We start from the raw sequence: 14,940 nt of genomic DNA, 5'->3' as shown, positions 1-14,940 counted from the left end.
ACTTCGACGCTACGCTCCTCGCAATGACGGCGGCTGTCCGCGAAACCCCGTCGCGAGCACGTAACGCTCCGACGAGTCCTGCCGGCTCGCGGACGGCTTGACGTGACGGACGGTGGCGAAATCGCGCTTCAGCTGCGCCACCAGCTCGGCGTCGGCGCCGCTCTGGAACACCTTTGCCAGGAACGTGCCGCCGGGATTGAGCACCTCGCCGGCGAAATGCGCGGCGGTCTCGACCAGGCCGATGATGCGGAGCTGGTCGGTCTTGCGATGGCCTGTCGTGTTGGCGGCCATGTCGGACATCACGAAATCGGCGCGGCCGCCCATCATCGCGATCAGTTTTTCCGGCGCGTCATGATCGAGGAAATCGAGCTGCGCGAAGGTGACGCCGGGAATCTCGCCCATCTCCAGCAGATCGATCGCGACCACCTTGCCCTTGCCATCGGCAGCGCCAGTACGCTTGGCCGCGATCTGGCTCCAGCCGCCGGGCGCAGCGCCAAGATCGACCACGGTCATGCCCGGCTTGAGCAGGCGGTATTTGTCGTCGATCTCGAGCAGCTTGAAGGCCGCGCGTGAGCGGTAGCCCATCGCCTTGGCCTTGGCGACATAGGGATCGTTGAGCTGGCGCTCGAGCCAGAGTTTTGACGACAGTTTACGCTTGCCGCCGCTCTTGACCGTGACGTGCAGCCGCCCGGTGGTGTCTTTCGCCATGATCTTTCTTGGATTGGTGTGATTGGGCGTGTTCTAGCACGCCCGCAGCGCGCCGTCCTCGCGCATCATCTCGACCAGCATGCCCTCGCGCAGGCCGCGATCGGCGACGCGGAGCCGCGGCATCGGGAACGCGTTGCGGATCGCATCGAGGATCGCGCAGCCGGCGAGCACCAAATCGGCTCGCTCGACGCTGATGCAGCTGTTGTTGACGCGCGCCTCATAGCTCATGCCAAGCAGCCTCTGGATCGTCGCTGACACGTCGCCATCGTTCATCCAGATGCCGTCGATGCGGCGGCGGTCGTAGCGCGACAGATTGAGGAAGACGCCGGCGAGCGTGGTCACGGTGCCCGAGGTGCCGAGCATGTGCATGTCGCGCAGGTCCCGGCCATGCTCGGCCGCGAACGGCGCGACGTGGCGCGCGACCTCCTCGATCATCTGCGCGTACAATTCGCGGGTCACGTTCCTGCCGCCGAAATGTTCGGCGAGGGTCACGACGCCAAGCGGGATCGACATCCACGCCTTGATGCGCGGCGGCAGATCGGGCGCAGCCGGATCACGCTCGATCCGCACCAGCTCGGTCGAGCCGCCGCCGATGTCGAACAGGATGGCGCCACGCCCCTTCGGATCGAGCAGCGGCGAGCAGCCGATCACGGCAAGCGTCGCCTCGGTCTCGCGATCGATCACCTCGAGCTCGATGCCGGTCTCGGCCGCGACGCGCGCGCGAAAGCTCTCGGCGTTGCCGGCAGCGCGGCAGGCCTCGGTGGCGATCAGCCGCAGCCGGCGGGCCTTGCGATAGCGGATCTTGTCGCTGCAAATGGCGAGCGCGGCGATCGCGCGCTCGATTGCCGCCTCGCTGATCGAGCCGGTGGCTGCGATGCCCTCGCCGAGCCGGATGATCCGCGAGAAGGAGTCGACCACGCGGAACCCGTCGCCAGTGGGACAGGCAATCAAGAGCCGGCAATTGTTGGTGCCAAGGTCGAGCGCGGCGTAGACGCCGCTTTCCGCGGCCGCCGCAACCAACCCCGACGGGGCTTCGCCGGCCGGAGGGCCGTCGCAAAGCCGCACATGGTCGTTCATCAAAACTGTCTTTCCGCAGGCCCCCAAGGGCGATCCCTGGGCCCGCCGAATAATTGTCGTTCACGGAAACTTTAGCAGCGTCAAAGCCCTGCGCAAACTCCGTTCACATTGGGTCCATGCCCAATCGGGCGTTGTCGTTAAGGGGAGCGTGCGTTATCTCCTCAACGCCCCCAAACTCCAGCAAATCCGGGCATTTCAGGTCATTTTCGATGCAAGATCATACGCCGCCCGCCTCCCTCGATAACGCTATCGCACTGCAAAAATACGGTGTCGGACAGCCCGTTCGACGAAAGGAGGACGACACCCTGGTGCGCGGCAAGGGCCGATACACCGACGATTTCTCCCTGCCCGGCCAGGCCATCTGCTGGATGGTGCGCTCCTCCCATGCCCACGGGCTGATCAAGGGGATCGACACCGAAGCCGCCAAGGCGATGCCGGGCGTGCTCGGGGTATGGACCGGCGCCGACCTCGCGGCCGCCGGCTACAAGCCGTTCACCTGCGGCCTGCCGCTGAAGAATCGCGACGGCTCGCCGCTGCTGCAGACCAACCGCCCGGCGCTCGTCACCGACAAGGTGCGCTTCGTCGGCGATCCCGTCGCCTTCGTGGTCGCGGAGACCGCGGCGCAGGCCCGCGATGCCGCGGAGGCCGTGGAGGTCGACATCGAGCCGTTGCCGGCGGTGACGGATGCGGCGGAAGCGGCCAAGCCCGGCGCGCCGCAGCTCTACGACAACATCCCCAACAACGTCGCGCTCGACTATCACTATGGCGACACCGCGAAGATCGAGGCTGCGTTCGCCGCCGCCGCGCACGTCACCAAACTCGACATCGTCAACACCCGCGTCGCCGTGGTCTCGATGGAGCCGCGCGTCGCGCTCGCCCACTACGACAAGGCGACCGAGCGCTTCACGCTGCAGGTGCCGACCCAGGGCGTCTCCGGCAACAAGGCAATCCTGGCGCGCCTGCTCAACGTGCCCGCCGACAAGGTCCGCATCCTCACCGGCAATGTCGGCGGCTCGTTCGGGATGAAGAACCTCAACTATCCCGAATACACCTGCATCGCGCATGCGGCGCGCGAGCTCGGCCGTCCCGTGAAGTGGCTCGACGAACGCTCGACCAGCTTCCTGTCCGACAGCCAGGGCCGCGCGCAACTGATCCATGCCGAGCTCGCGCTCGACGCCGACGGCAAGTTCCTCGCGGTGCGCCTCTCCGGTTACGGCAATCTCGGCGCCTACATCACCGGCGTCGCGCCGGGACCGCTGTCGCTCAACACCGGCAAGAACCTCGCCAGCGTCTATCGCACGCCGCTGCTTGGCGTCGACATCAAGACGGTCCTGACCAACACCACGCTGATGGGCGCCTATCGCGGCGCCGGCCGGCCCGAGGCCAATTACTACATGGAGCGGCTGATCGACGCCGCCGCCGACGAGATGGGCATCAACCGCTTCACCTTGCGCAAGCGCAACTTCATCAAGCCGTCGCAGCTGCCATTCCCGGCGGCTTCCGGCGTCACCTACGACAGCGGCGATTTCGCCGGCGTGTTCCAGAAGGCGCTGGAGATTTCCGACTACGACAATTTCGCCAAGCGCAAGAAGGAGAGCAGGAAGACCGGCAAGCTGCGTGGCATCGCCGTCGGCTCCTATCTCGAGGTCACCGCGCCGCCCTCTGGCGAGCTCGGCAAGATCACCTTCGAGCCCGACGGCTCGGTGAAGCTCACCACCGGCACGCTGGATTACGGCCAGGGGCACGCCACGCCGTTCGCCCAAGTGCTGTCCGAGCAGCTCGGGGTGCCCTTCGAGAAGATCACGCTCGAACAGGGCGACAGCGATCTGGTGCGGTTCGGCAACGGCACCGGCGGCTCGCGCTCGATCACCGCGACGGGACAGGCGATCGTCGAGGCTTCCGCGCTCGTCGTCGAGAAGGGCAAGAAGGCCGCCGCACACATGCTGGAGGCCTCCGAGGCCGATATCGAGTTCGGCCAGGGCCGCTTCACCATTGCCGGCACCGACCGCTCGATCGGCATCATGGAGCTCGCCGAGCGGATGCGCGCCGGCAAGATGCCGGAGGGCACGCCTGAGACGCTCGACGTCGACCACGCCACCAAGGAAACCGCGTCGACCTTCCCCAACGGCTGCCACGTCGCCGAGGTCGAGATCGATCCCGACACCGGCGTGACGCGGATCGTGCGCTACTCGGCGGTCAACGATTTCGGCGTCGTGGTCAATCCGATGATCGTCGCGGGCCAGCTGCATGGCGGCGTGGCGCAGGGCATCGGCCAGGCGCTGATGGAGGAAGTCAGCTACGACGCCTCCGGCCAGCCGATCACCGGCTCGTTCATGGACTACGCTCTGCCGCGCGCCGGCGACGTGCCCGCGATGCAGGTCGGCGATCACCCCTCGCCGGCGAAGTCCAACCCGCTCGGCACCAAGGGCTGCGGCGAAGCCGGCTGCGCCGGCAGCCTCGTCTGCATCGTCAACGCCGTGGTGGACGCGCTGTCGGAATACGGCGTCAAGCACATCAACATGCCGCTGACGCCCGAACGCGTCTGGCGCGCGATCCAGGACGCCAAGGCGAACGCGGCGTAAGGGCGCCGCTTCGCCTCACCCATCGCTGTCATCACCCGCGAAAGCGGGTGATCCAGTATTCCAGAGACGTCAGCGATAGAACCGACAAGCCGCAGCGTACTGGATACCCCGCATGCGCGGGGTATGACAGTTGCGTGTGGATGGTTTTCGCCCCTTCCCTACGCCGGCGCCCGCTCGGGTCCGATCAAGCCGATTTCTTCAGCGCGCGTTCCAGAAACTCCAGGCGGTCCTGCCCCCAGAAAATCTCGCCGGACGGCAGCACGTAGCTCGGCGCGCCGAAAACGCCGGCCTTCAGCGCGTCCTGCGTGTTCGCCTCGTAGATCCGGTCAAGCTCGGCATCCGACGGAGCGCCTGCGCGCACGGCCGCGGCGTCGAGGCCGGCACGTTGCGCGGCCGCCGACATGACATCCGCGTCGGAGAGCGCCTCCTCGCGCTCCCAGATGGCGCGGCCGAATTCCAGCGACAGCCGGTGGGCATCCTTGCCCTGCAGGGCGGCAGCAATGACGAGACGCACCGCCGCGAGGTCGTCGCTCGGAAAATGCTTGGGCTCGACGTTGAGCGGAATGCCCCTCACCTCACGCCAGCGCTTCAGCTCGACCAGGCGGTAGGCCTGCCGTTGCGGCGAGCGCTTTGGCAGCGGCAAGCCACCGGTCTGCTCGAAGATCGGACCGAACTTGCAGGGCTTGACGTTGACGATCGCGCCATGGCGCCGCGCGATCTCGGCAAACGGCGCGCTGCCCATAAACGTCCATGGCGAGTTGAGCGACAGGTAATAGTCGATGATGACCGACATCTACGCCGCCGCCTGTTCGCGGGGCTGGGTGATCGCGATGTGCCAGCAATGCGCGAGCGGGATGCCGTTGCCGAGCACCAGCGCGTCGAGCTCGACGAAGCGGTGGCCCTTCTTGTCGTAATTGCCGGTCACCTTGGCGCGCGCGGTGAGCTGGTCGCCGATCTTACCGGCCGACAACAGTTGCATGCGGGTGCCGACATGGATCCAGGGCCCGAGGATCGCATTGTCGACCAAGACCTTGTTCATCACCCGAGGCAGCAGGCCGGGATGGCCGAGACCCTCACGCAGATAGATCGGGTCGGTCTCCCTGATATCGGCGAGATACTCCTTCGCCGCATCGCCGGACCAGTCGCGCGGGATGACGCCGAGCCACTTGCCCTCCTCATAGGACGACGCACTGACCGGCTTGCGTTCGGCAACCGCGGCGACCTGCTTGTAGTCGTCGAGCGTGAATGCCGGCGAAGACGCCGGCAGCGACGCAGTGCCGGTGGCACAGAGCTCGCCGCGGCTATGGAGTTCGATCGACAGTCCATTGCCGGTCTCCCGGCCGGTCAGTTCCGCGATCTCGCCGTCATAGACCGGCTTGACGAACCGCGCCTCGATCAGGCCGCGTTCGAGGAAATCGCGGCCCCATTTCTCGACCGGCAGGTGCATCATGTAGGCCATCACGTCGACGCCGGGCACCAGACCGCCGGAAAAGCCGAACTTCCGCGCCACCGTGTCGTCGTGGATCTTGTTTTCCGAGAGCTTGGAGGTGTTGTAGGCCGAGACGCGATAGGTCTGCGCGGCGGTCGTCGAAGACATCGGGTTTCCCCTTATTTCGGTTGTTTTTCGCAGGCAATCGTAGTCGAACCGGGCAGCGTGACAAGCCTCTCGTTTTGCTCGCAATTTTCCGCACCATGGAGTACACGCAGGCCGTGCCTGCGAACCCTGAATCGATGACTGAACCCCCCGCCCTGACCCGCATCTATGTCGACGCCGACGCCTGTCCGGTGAAGGACGAAATCTATCGCGTCGCGATCCGGCTCGGCGTGCCGGTCAGCGTGGTCGCGGGCAATTTCATCCGTGTACCGCAGGATCCGCTGATCGAGCGCATCGCCGCCGGTTCCGGCATGGATGCCGCCGACGACTGGATCGCCGAACGCGCCCATGCGGGCGACGTCGTGATCACCGCCGACATTCCGCTGGCGAGCCGCTGCGTGAAGGCCGGCGCCGACGTAATCGCGCCGAACGGCAAGCCCTTCACCGAGCAATCGATCGGCATGACGCTCGCGGTGCGCAACCTGATGACTGACCTGCGTTCGTCCGGCGAGATCACCGGCGGGCCGAAATCATACTCGCCGCGCGACCGCTCGACCTTCCTGTCGACGCTCGACCAGACCATCCGCCGCATCCAGCGCCGCCGCGCCGAGCAGGCACCGGCGAACGGGAGTTAGCGCGATGGCTCCGCCTCCTCTGATCCAGCTCAAGGACATCAGCCTGACCTTTGGCGGCACGCCGCTGCTGTCAGGCGTCGAGCTGTCGGTCTCCGCCGGCGAACGTGTCTGCCTGATCGGCCGCAATGGCTCCGGCAAGTCGACCTTGCTGCGGATCGCGGCCGGCCTGGTCGAGCCGGACGCCGGCAGCCGTTTCGTGCAGCCCGGCGCCACCATTCGCTATCTGCCACAGGAGCCTGATTTCGGCGAGCACAAGACGACGCTCGCCTACGTCGAGGCCGGCCTTGGCCCCGGCGACGATCACTACCAGGCGCGCTACCTGCTCGAGCAACTCGGCCTGACAGGCGAGGAAGACCCGGCGCACGTCTCCGGCGGCGAGGCGCGCCGCGCGGCGCTGGCGCGGGTGCTGGCGCCCTCGCCCGACATCCTGCTGCTGGACGAGCCGACCAACCATCTCGACCTACCGACCATCGAATGGCTCGAAGGCGAACTGGAACGCCGGCGCTGCGCGCTGGTGCTGATCAGCCATGACCGCCGCTTCCTCACCAATTTGTCGCGCACCACCGCCTGGCTTGACCGCGGCCAGATCCGGCAGATCGAGCGCGGCTTCGGCGCCTTCGAGGAATGGCGCGACGAGGTGCTGGCCGAAGAAGAGCGCGAGCAGCACAAGCTCGACCGCAAGATCGTCAACGAGGAACACTGGCTGCGCTACGGCGTCTCCGGCCGCCGCAAGCGCAACGTCAAGCGGCTCGGCAATCTGCATGCGCTGCGCGACCAGCGCCGCAACTATCGCGGCGCCACCGGCAATGCCACGCTCGCCGCCGCCGAGGCCGAGAAATCCGGCCGCCTGGTGATCGAGGCCAAGAACATCGCCAAGGCCTTTGGCGAGCGCAAGATCGTCGACGGCTTTTCGACTAGGATCCAGCGCGGCGACCGGCTCGGCATCGTCGGCCCCAACGGCGCCGGCAAGACCACGCTGGTGCATCTTCTGATCGGCAACGATCCGCCCGATTCCGGCTCGGTGCGGCTGGGCGCCAATATCGAGATGGCGACGCTTGATCAGCACCGCGAGAGCCTCGATCCGAAGCTGACGCTCGCCGAGGCGCTCACCGGCGGCCGCGGCGATCACGTCATGGTCGGCGACAAGTCGAAGCACGTGATCGGCTACATGAAGGATTTCCTATTCGCGCAGGAGCAGCGCGGCACGCCGCTCGAAGCGCTATCTGGCGGCGAACGCGGCCGGCTGATGCTGGCCCGCGCATTGGCAAAACCGTCGAACCTCCTGATCCTGGACGAGCCGACCAACGACCTCGATCTCGAAACCCTCGACGTGCTCGAGGACATGCTCGGCGACTACGAGGGCACCGTGATCCTGATCAGCCACGACCGCGACTTCCTCGACCGCGTCGTGACGTCGGTGATCGTGCCCGAGGGCCATGGCCGCTGGATCGAATATGCCGGCGGCTATTCCGACATGCTGGCGCAGCGCGGCACGGATGTGAAGCGCGAGACGGTGAAGGCAGAAGCCCCAACTGAAGAGAAGAAGGAAGCCAGGGCCGCGGCGCCCGAAGCCGCACCGAGGCGACGGCTGAGCTTCAACGAGAAGCACGCGCTGGAGACGCTGCCGAAGACGATCGACAAGCTGCACGCCGAGATCGCCAAGCAGCAGAAGCTGCTCGACGATCCCGATCTCTATGCGAAGGATCGCAAGAAATTCGACGCCGCTTCCGCGGCGATCGCCAAGGCACAGGACGAGCTCGCCGCCGCCGAGGACCGTTGGCTCGAACTCGAAGTGCTGCGCGAAGAGATTGAGCAGGCATAGTTCGTAGAGCCGTCGGATGGGTAGAGCGAAGCGAAACCCATCACGGCAAGACGACCAATATCGATGGGTTTCGCTTCGCTCTACCCATCCTACGAGGCCGGAGAAGAAGGACAGACAATGACCACGCCCCTCGCCGCCAAGATCGCCAGGGAATACGGCACGCCCTGCGCCGTGATCGACATGGACCGGGTCGAGCGCAACATCGCGCGCATCCAGAAGGCCTGCGACGAGGCCGGAATCGCCAACCGGCCGCACATCAAGACCCACAAGAATCCGATGCTGGCGCAGCTTCAGATCAAGGCCGGCGCCAGGGGCATCACCTGCCAGAAGCTCGGCGAAGCCGAGATCATGGCCGACAGCGGCATCGACGACATCCTGATCAGCTACAATCTGCTCGGCGACGAGAAGATGGCGCGGCTCGGCGCGCTGCAAGGCAAGGCTAACGTCACCGTCGCGGCGGATAATTCCGTCGTTATCGGCGATCTGCCGAAGGCGGCGGCCGCTTCGGGCCGTCCGCTCTCGGTCGTTGTCGAATGCGATACCGGGCGCAAGCGCGCCGGCGTCGAGACCCCGGCCGAGGCGATCGCGCTGGCGCGCGAGATCGCCGGCTCAAAGGGCCTGAGCTTCGCGGGCTTCATGCTGTACCCGACCGAAACCGGCTGGGCGGATGCGCAGAAATTCTACGACGAGGCGCTGGCCGGCGTGCGCGCCCACGGCCTCGATGCGGCGATCGTCTCGACCGGCGGCACGCCGAACCTCGTCAATCTCGGCAGATTGAAGGGCGGCACCGAGCACCGTTTCGGCACCTACATCTACAACGACCGCATGCAGGTCGCGGCCGGCGTCGCGACCTGGGACGATTGCGCGCTGCATATCTATTCCACCGTGGTCAGCCGCGCCGGCCCCGAGCGCGGCATCCTCGATGCCGGCTCCAAGACGCTGACCTCGGACACCGGCGGGCTCGAAGGCCATGGCCTGATCCTCGAACATCCCGAGGCCAAGATCGCGCGCTTTGCCGAGGAGCACGGCTTCCTCGACCTATCCCGCAGCAACACGCGGCCGAATGTCGGCGACGTCGTGCGGATCGTGCCCAATCACGTCTGCGTTGTCGTCAACATGATGGACGAGGTCGTGATGGTGCGCGGCGACGAGATCATCGGCGCGTTGCCGGTGACGGCGCGCGGCAAGCTGCGCTAGGCGCGGATCAGCGCCTGCAGCTCCTGATCCAGCGCCGAACGAAACACCTCGATCGGCCGCGCCAGGCGGCCGGCGGGCGGACGGTGCACGATCCAGGCGCGCACCGCGGCCTTGAACCCTTCGATCCTGACCACCTTAAGCCGGTTACGGAGCGCGCTTCGCTTCAGCGCGACCGGCGTCACGACGCCGATGCCGAGCCCGCGCGCGACCAGCGACAGCCGCAGCTCACTGTCGAGCGCCTCGACCGCGACGTTGAACGGCAGATGCGCGGCTTCGAACTGGCGCTTCAATGTTTGGCGGAAGCCGCAACCGTCCTGGTTCATCACCCATCCCATGCGCGACAGCCATTCGAGGTCGGCGGATTTCGGCAGCTTGATGTCGCGCGCGACGACGAAGATGACCGGCTGCGCACCGAGATCGTCGGCGGCTAGGTCCGCCGGCGGCACGGCACCGTCCGGAATGCAGATCGCCGCCGCGTCCAGCTCGTTGCGGGAGACCGCGTCGACCTGGTGCGGCGAGAGACCCGCAACGACGCGCACTGCGAGGGCGGGAAACTCCGCGCGCACCGCATCGAGCGGACCGGCCAGCCCCGCCTCCGACAAATACGGCGTCAGGCCGAGCCTGAACTCGCCGCGCACCACGCCGTCATTGGCGACGCCCGACTTGAGGTCGTCAAGCATGCGCAGCACGCGGCGTCCCTGCTCATAGGCCTCGATCCCCGCAGCCGTCGGCCTCAGCGGCTTCGACAGCCGGTCGAGCAGCTGCGCGCCGAGCATCTCCTCGAGATTCTGGATCCGCCGCGTCACACCGGGCTGGGTCAGGTTCAGCCGCGCCGACGCCGCGACGATGGATCCGGTCTCCACCACGGCGACGAACGCCACGAGGTCATGCGTGTTCATAACAATCTCGCATATTCTTCATCATCTTATTTGAATTGTAGCATATTAGTCCGATCCCCTAAAGGGGGCCTCGCCACTTCCTCCCGAGGTCCCATGACCATTTCCGAAGCCACCAAACTCTCCCCTGACCGCACCGTCTCGGTGCGTCCCCTGATCTGGATCGGCGCCATCACGACCGGCACCGTCGTCACCAATCTGTTTGCCCCGCAAATCCTGGTTGGCCTGATCGGCCGCTCGCTCGGCATGACAGCGTTCCAAGCCGGCTTGATCTCGACGCTGACCCTGCTCGGCTACGCGCTCGGGCTGTTGCTGCTGGTGCCACTGGTCGACCTCGTCGAGAACAAACGGCTGATCCTGCGCACGCTGGCCTGCGCCATCATCGCCGCGATCGGCACTGCGATGGCCCCGACGCCGGTGATCCTGCTCGCCGCCACCTTCATCCTCGGCGCGTCCTGCGCCGCGATCCAGATGGTGGTGCCGCTGGTGGCGTCGATGGTCCCGCCGGAACGTCGTGGACAGGCGATCGGTGACGTCATGAGCGGCTTGATGATCGGCATCCTGCTGTCGCGGCCGCTGGCAAGCCTGATCGCGGACAGCTGGAACTGGCGCGGCTACTATGTCATCTCGGCCGTACTGATGACGGTGCTCGCCGGCGCGCTGGCGCGCTATCTGCCGACCTTGCAGCCGGCGGCAAGAGTCAGCTACGGCGCGCTGCTGCGTTCGTTCCCCAAACTGTTGCGCGAGGAGCCGGTGCTGCGCGTGCGTTCCTGGACGGCCGCGCTGGTGATGGCACCCTTCACCGCGTTCTGGGCTGCTGTCGCGCTGCGCCTGCCGGAGGCGCCGTTCAAGCTCGATGCCAGGGGAATAGCGCTGTTCGCGCTGATCGGCGTTGCCGGTGCCGCAGCGACGCCGCTCGCCGGCCGCTGGGGCGATCGCGGTCTTGCGCGGCCGCTGCTGATCGTCTCGCACCTTCTCATCGCCGGTGCGCTGGCGCTCTGCGCCTGGGCCGGCATGATCGAGTCGCAGGTCGCTGCCCTTTCACTGCTTGGTGTCGGCGCCGTGCTGCTCGATTTCGGCATCACCACCGACCAGACGCTCGGCCGCCGCGCCGTCAACCTGCTGCAACCCGAGGCGCGCGGCCGGATCAACGGCCTGTTCGTGGCGCTGTTCTTCATCGGCGGCGCGGTCGGCGCGGCAGCAGCATCCACGGCGTGGAGCTATGGCGGCTGGACGGCGGTCTGCGCGGTCGCCGCCACGTTCGGCGTGCTCGGCCTGATCACCGATCTTGCAACGAAGACGGGTACGGAATAAGCCGCCTCACAAGGCGCGTTGCGCGAGCCAGCTCAACGCGCCCTTCCCGGCGGCAAAGCCGGTCGCGAACGATGCCTGCAACAGATAGCCGCCGGTCGGCGCCTCCCAGTCGAGCATCTCGCCGGCGGCGAAGACGCCGGGCAGCCGCCGCAGCATGAAATGCGCGTCGAGCTCGTCGAACCTGATGCCGCCGGCGCTCGAGATCGCGCGTGCGATCGGCGCGACGCCCGTGAGCTGAACCGGAATCGCGTTGATCAACCGCGCGAGCTCTGCCGGCGAGAACGATGTCAATGGCCGGTCGGAGGCAATCGCCGCCTCCTGCATCAGCCCGATGCCGACAGGAGAGAGTTGCGCCGCCTTGCGCAGGAAATTCGCGAGCGACTGCTTGCCGCGCGTCCCGGACAGGCGGGTAGTCAGCGCGGAGGCGTCGAGGTCCGGCCGCAGCGCGATCGTCAGCGTCGCCTGCCCGATGCCCAGCACCGCCTCACGCAATTCCGCCGACAGCGCGTAGATCGCGCCGCCTTCGATGCCCGTGCGGGTGACGACCGCCTCGCCGCGTACCGTATGCGGACCGATCGTGAGGGCGATACCCTTCAGCGGCTGCCCCTCAAACCGGTCGCGGAAGATATTCGACCACGCGACGGTGAAGCCGGAATTGGCCGGTCGCATCGGCGCCACGGCAATGCCCTTCGCCGCCAGGAGCTCCGCCCAGGCAGCGTCCGAGCCGAGCCGCGGCCAGCTCGCGCCACCGAGCGCGAGCACGGTCGCGTCAGCCCTAACCGCGCGCTTTCCGTCGGGTATCTCGAACAGCAGTGCACCCTGCGCATCCCATCCGACCCAGCGATGCCGGAATGCGAACGCGACGCCCGCGCCATCGAGCCGGCGAAGCCAGGCGCGCAGCAGCGGCGATGCCTTGAAGGCTTTTGGGAATACACGGCCGCTGGTGCCGACAAACGTCGGCTGACCCAGCACCTCGCTCCAGGCGCGCAAGGCATCGGGCGGGAATGCCTCGACCGTGGATTTGAGATGCGGCATCGCCTCGCGATAGCGCGCAAGGAAATCCGGCAGCGGCTCGGAGTGGGTGAGATTGAGCCCGCCGCGTCCGGCCATCAGGAACTTGCGGCCGGCCGACGGCATCGCGTCGTAGACGGTGACCTCTGCGCCGCCTTGCGCGAGCACCTCCGCCGCCATCAGGCCGGCAGGTCCGGCTCCGATGACGGCGACCTTCATGCTCAGAGCTTGATCCCGGCCCGCGCGGCGGCCTGGGCGACGTATTTCTGTGTCTGCTCGAATGCACCCTGGAGCGCCTTCGCGGTCGACATGTCACTGATCGCGTTGAAGTGCGCGGCGACACCGTCCGGCGTCCACTCCGCCTGCGGCAGGTTGACGCCTTCGGTCTCCAGCACGCGGATGACGGCGAACGAGCCGGCACCGGCGCCCATGATGGTGCGGGTCGGCGCATCCTCGCTGAGCAGGAATTCAACCGCCGGCGTGATCGCCTCCGGCTTCATCAGCTGAAGCGCCTGCGGCGGCAGCAGTTCCTCGGTCATGCGGGTCGCAGCCGTCGGCGAGATGGTGTTGACCTTGATGTTGTTCTTGCGGCCCTCTTCGGCGAGCACGTTCATCAGGCCGACCATGCCGGCCTTCGCCGCACCGTAATTGGCCTGGCCGAAATTGCCGAACAGGCCGGACGACGAGGTCGTCAGCACGATGCGGCCGTAATTGCGCTCACGCATGCCGGCCCACACCGCCTTGCAGCAGTAGAACGTGCCGGTCAGATGCACGTCGAGCACCTTGGCCCAGTCGGCAACCTCCATCTTGGCGAACGACTTGTCGCGCAGGATGCCGGCATTGGCACAGAGCAGATCGACGCTGCCCCACTCCTTGGTGGCGCGCTCGACCATTGCGGTGACCTGCTCGAAGTTCGAGACGTCGGCGCCGTCGGCCATCGCGGTGCCGCCGGCTTTGCGGATCTCCTCGACCACAGTCTCGGCCGGCGACAGCGAACCGCCGGTGCCGTCGCGCGCGCCGCCGAAATCATTGACCACGACCTTGGCGCCGCGGCTGGCGAGCCCCAGCGCATGCGCCCGCCCAAGACCATTGCCCGCGCCGGTGACGATTGCGACGCGTCCGTCAAACCTGATTGCCATGCCGTTGATTCCTGTTCTTCCCTTCCCCGTTGTGGGAGAAGATGGCGCGCAGCGCGCCGGATAAGGGGTCTCCGCGAGCGCATGTGAGAGTCTTTGCGTGGAGACAGACCCCTCACCCACCCGCGATTGGCAGCTTTTGAGCAGCGATGGATGGCCGGGTCAAGTGCGGCACTGACCGGGCCAAGGGGGGGGTTAGACCGAAGGGGTCATCGATCCGCAGGGCTTCAGGCTTTTGAGCAGGTGCCCGCTCCAGCACTCGTGATGCTCCTGGGCGTAGCTCATCGAGCCGATCAGAAGCAAACCGACCACGACAAGTCCGGCGACGATGTTCTGCACCATGGCTGCCACTCCCGGGACCGCACCGCCTAGAGGCGACATGATGGACACCAGGATTCAAGGCCGTCAATGCACTACTTGGACGAGGCGGGCTCGCTCCACCTCTCCTGCTTGCAGGAAAGGTGGAGCTACTCAACCATCTGCTAGCTGAAATAGATCAGCCCAAGCCAGTCGGCGACCAGCGCGGGCTTTTCCTCGCCCTCGATCTCGACCGTGACGTTGGTGCGCGACAGCAGCTCCTTCGGCTTGCGCAGCGTGGCCTCGGCCAGCACGAAGCGGCCACGAACGCGCTTGCCCGAGCGCACCGGCGAGATGAAGCGCAGCTTGTCAAAGCCGTAATTGACGCCCATCGCGGTGCCTTCGAGCACCGGCATCACCTCGTAGGACATGATGCTGAGCAGCGACATCGTGAGGAAGCCGTGGGCGATCGTGGTGCCGAACGCGGTCTCCTTCTTGGCCCGCTCGGGATCGACATGGATGAACTGGTGATCCTCGATCACGTCGGCGTAGGTATTGATGCGGCCCTGATCGAGCACGTGCCACGAGGACACGCCGATCTCTTTGCCGACCATGCCCTGGTAGGTTTCCAGCGACACCGGCGGCTTCTTCCAGACTTCGTTCATTGGCTG

14 protein-coding genes are annotated in these 14,940 nt (G+C 66.6%); 5 read left to right on the top strand and 9 right to left on the bottom strand.

Annotated elements, in window-relative coordinates; all coding sequences use genetic code 11:
* Positions 1–9: 9 nt before the first annotated feature.
* Complete coding sequence (locus CK489_RS24995) at positions 10–708, bottom strand: RlmE family RNA methyltransferase (RefSeq protein ID WP_095734170.1); 699 nt, start codon at positions 706–708, stop codon at positions 10–12.
* A 33-nt stretch (positions 709–741) separates the two neighbouring features.
* Positions 742–1,785 (bottom strand): Ppx/GppA phosphatase family protein, encoded by a 1,044-nt coding sequence (locus CK489_RS24990; RefSeq protein WP_095734169.1) that lies wholly within the window; start codon positions 1,783–1,785, stop codon positions 742–744.
* A 209-nt stretch (positions 1,786–1,994) separates the two neighbouring features.
* Here CK489_RS24990 and CK489_RS24985 point away from each other — a divergent pair, with 209 nt between their 5' ends.
* Positions 1,995–4,367, top strand: coding sequence for a xanthine dehydrogenase family protein molybdopterin-binding subunit (locus CK489_RS24985; protein ID WP_095734168.1), 2,373 nt, complete (start codon positions 1,995–1,997; stop codon positions 4,365–4,367).
* A gap of 184 nt (positions 4,368–4,551) precedes the next feature.
* Here the strand turns inward: CK489_RS24985 and CK489_RS24980 are convergent, their stop codons facing one another.
* Positions 4,552–5,160 carry a 2-hydroxychromene-2-carboxylate isomerase gene (locus tag CK489_RS24980; RefSeq protein ID WP_095734167.1) on the bottom strand — a complete coding sequence of 203 codons (609 nt, stop codon included), beginning with the start codon at positions 5,158–5,160 and terminating at the stop codon, positions 4,552–4,554.
* Positions 5,161–5,964 carry a hotdog family protein gene (locus CK489_RS24975; protein ID WP_095734166.1) on the bottom strand — a complete coding sequence of 268 codons (804 nt, stop codon included), beginning with the start codon at positions 5,962–5,964 and terminating at the stop codon, positions 5,161–5,163.
* Between the two features lie 134 nt (positions 5,965–6,098).
* Between CK489_RS24975 and CK489_RS24970 the strand changes: the two genes are divergently transcribed.
* The 3 genes from CK489_RS24970 to CK489_RS24960 all read left to right on the top strand — a co-directional run bounded on the left by CK489_RS24970 (position 6,099) and on the right by CK489_RS24960 (position 9,615).
* A complete protein-coding gene (locus CK489_RS24970; RefSeq protein ID WP_095734646.1) occupies positions 6,099–6,596 on the top strand; it encodes a YaiI/YqxD family protein in 498 nt (165 codons plus the stop codon).
* 4 nt (positions 6,597–6,600) lie between these two features.
* Entirely contained in the window at positions 6,601–8,418 is a 1,818-nt protein-coding gene (locus CK489_RS24965; RefSeq protein WP_095734165.1) for an ABC-F family ATP-binding cassette domain-containing protein, read from the top strand.
* A gap of 117 nt (positions 8,419–8,535) precedes the next feature.
* Positions 8,536–9,615 (top strand): D-TA family PLP-dependent enzyme, encoded by a 1,080-nt coding sequence (locus tag CK489_RS24960; protein WP_050627077.1) that lies wholly within the window; start codon positions 8,536–8,538, stop codon positions 9,613–9,615.
* Here the strand turns inward: CK489_RS24960 and CK489_RS24955 are convergent.
* The gene (locus CK489_RS24955; RefSeq protein ID WP_050626975.1) at positions 9,612–10,514 is read right to left on the bottom strand and encodes a LysR family transcriptional regulator; all 903 of its coding nucleotides are present in this window, start codon (positions 10,512–10,514) and stop codon (positions 9,612–9,614) included. The genes CK489_RS24960 and CK489_RS24955 overlap by 4 nt on opposite strands.
* 93 nt (positions 10,515–10,607) lie before the next feature.
* Here CK489_RS24955 and CK489_RS24950 point away from each other — a divergent pair, with 93 nt between their 5' ends.
* Complete coding sequence (locus CK489_RS24950; protein ID WP_095734164.1) at positions 10,608–11,825, top strand: MFS transporter; 1,218 nt, start codon at positions 10,608–10,610, stop codon at positions 11,823–11,825.
* A gap of 6 nt (positions 11,826–11,831) precedes the next feature.
* On the opposite strand, the gene CK489_RS24945 is transcribed toward CK489_RS24950, so the two are convergent.
* The 4 genes from CK489_RS24945 to CK489_RS24930 all read right to left on the bottom strand — a co-directional run bounded on the left by CK489_RS24945 (position 11,832) and on the right by CK489_RS24930 (position 14,934).
* Positions 11,832–13,055 (bottom strand): BaiN/RdsA family NAD(P)/FAD-dependent oxidoreductase, encoded by a 1,224-nt coding sequence (locus CK489_RS24945; RefSeq protein WP_095734163.1) that lies wholly within the window; start codon positions 13,053–13,055, stop codon positions 11,832–11,834.
* 2 nt (positions 13,056–13,057) lie between these two features.
* Positions 13,058–13,975: an SDR family NAD(P)-dependent oxidoreductase gene (locus tag CK489_RS24940; RefSeq protein ID WP_050626977.1), complete on the bottom strand. Its 918-nt coding sequence runs from the start codon at positions 13,973–13,975 to the stop codon at positions 13,058–13,060.
* Positions 13,976–14,167: 192 nt separating this feature from the next.
* Entirely contained in the window at positions 14,168–14,314 is a 147-nt protein-coding gene (locus CK489_RS24935) for a hypothetical protein (RefSeq protein WP_244486004.1), read from the bottom strand.
* 140 nt (positions 14,315–14,454) lie between these two features.
* Complete coding sequence (locus CK489_RS24930) at positions 14,455–14,934, bottom strand: MaoC family dehydratase (protein ID WP_024582135.1); 480 nt, start codon at positions 14,932–14,934, stop codon at positions 14,455–14,457.
* Positions 14,935–14,940 lie beyond the last annotated feature (6 nt).

Source organism: Bradyrhizobium sp. UFLA03-84 (assembly GCF_002289535.1).
Classification (GTDB): Bacteria; Pseudomonadota; Alphaproteobacteria; order Rhizobiales; family Xanthobacteraceae; genus Bradyrhizobium; species Bradyrhizobium viridifuturi.
The sequence above is the reverse complement of the archived record's forward strand: the minus strand, read 5'-3'. Positions and strand labels throughout refer to the sequence as shown.

Bases quoted from the DNA above. Each gene is read 5' to 3' on its own strand.
- CK489_RS24995 (WP_095734170.1), bottom strand. From the start codon at position 708: ATGGCGAAAGACACCACCGGGCGGCTGCACGTCACGGTCAAGAGCGGC.
- CK489_RS24990 (WP_095734169.1), bottom strand. From the start codon at position 1,785: ATGAACGACCATGTGCGGCTTTGCGACGGCCCTCCGGCCGGCGAAGCC.
- CK489_RS24985 (WP_095734168.1), top strand. From the start codon at position 1,995: ATGCAAGATCATACGCCGCCCGCCTCCCTCGATAACGCTATCGCACTG.
- CK489_RS24980 (WP_095734167.1), bottom strand. From the start codon at position 5,160: ATGTCGGTCATCATCGACTATTACCTGTCGCTCAACTCGCCATGGACG.
- CK489_RS24975 (WP_095734166.1), bottom strand. From the start codon at position 5,964: ATGTCTTCGACGACCGCCGCGCAGACCTATCGCGTCTCGGCCTACAAC.
- CK489_RS24970 (WP_095734646.1), top strand. From the start codon at position 6,099: ATGACTGAACCCCCCGCCCTGACCCGCATCTATGTCGACGCCGACGCC.
- CK489_RS24965 (WP_095734165.1), top strand. From the start codon at position 6,601: ATGGCTCCGCCTCCTCTGATCCAGCTCAAGGACATCAGCCTGACCTTT.
- CK489_RS24960 (WP_050627077.1), top strand. From the start codon at position 8,536: ATGACCACGCCCCTCGCCGCCAAGATCGCCAGGGAATACGGCACGCCC.
- CK489_RS24955 (WP_050626975.1), bottom strand. From the start codon at position 10,514: ATGAACACGCATGACCTCGTGGCGTTCGTCGCCGTGGTGGAGACCGGA.
- CK489_RS24950 (WP_095734164.1), top strand. From the start codon at position 10,608: ATGACCATTTCCGAAGCCACCAAACTCTCCCCTGACCGCACCGTCTCG.
- CK489_RS24945 (WP_095734163.1), bottom strand. From the start codon at position 13,055: ATGAAGGTCGCCGTCATCGGAGCCGGACCTGCCGGCCTGATGGCGGCG.
- CK489_RS24940 (WP_050626977.1), bottom strand. From the start codon at position 13,975: ATGGCAATCAGGTTTGACGGACGCGTCGCAATCGTCACCGGCGCGGGC.
- CK489_RS24935 (WP_244486004.1), bottom strand. From the start codon at position 14,314: ATGGTGCAGAACATCGTCGCCGGACTTGTCGTGGTCGGTTTGCTTCTG.
- CK489_RS24930 (WP_024582135.1), bottom strand. From the start codon at position 14,934: ATGAACGAAGTCTGGAAGAAGCCGCCGGTGTCGCTGGAAACCTACCAG.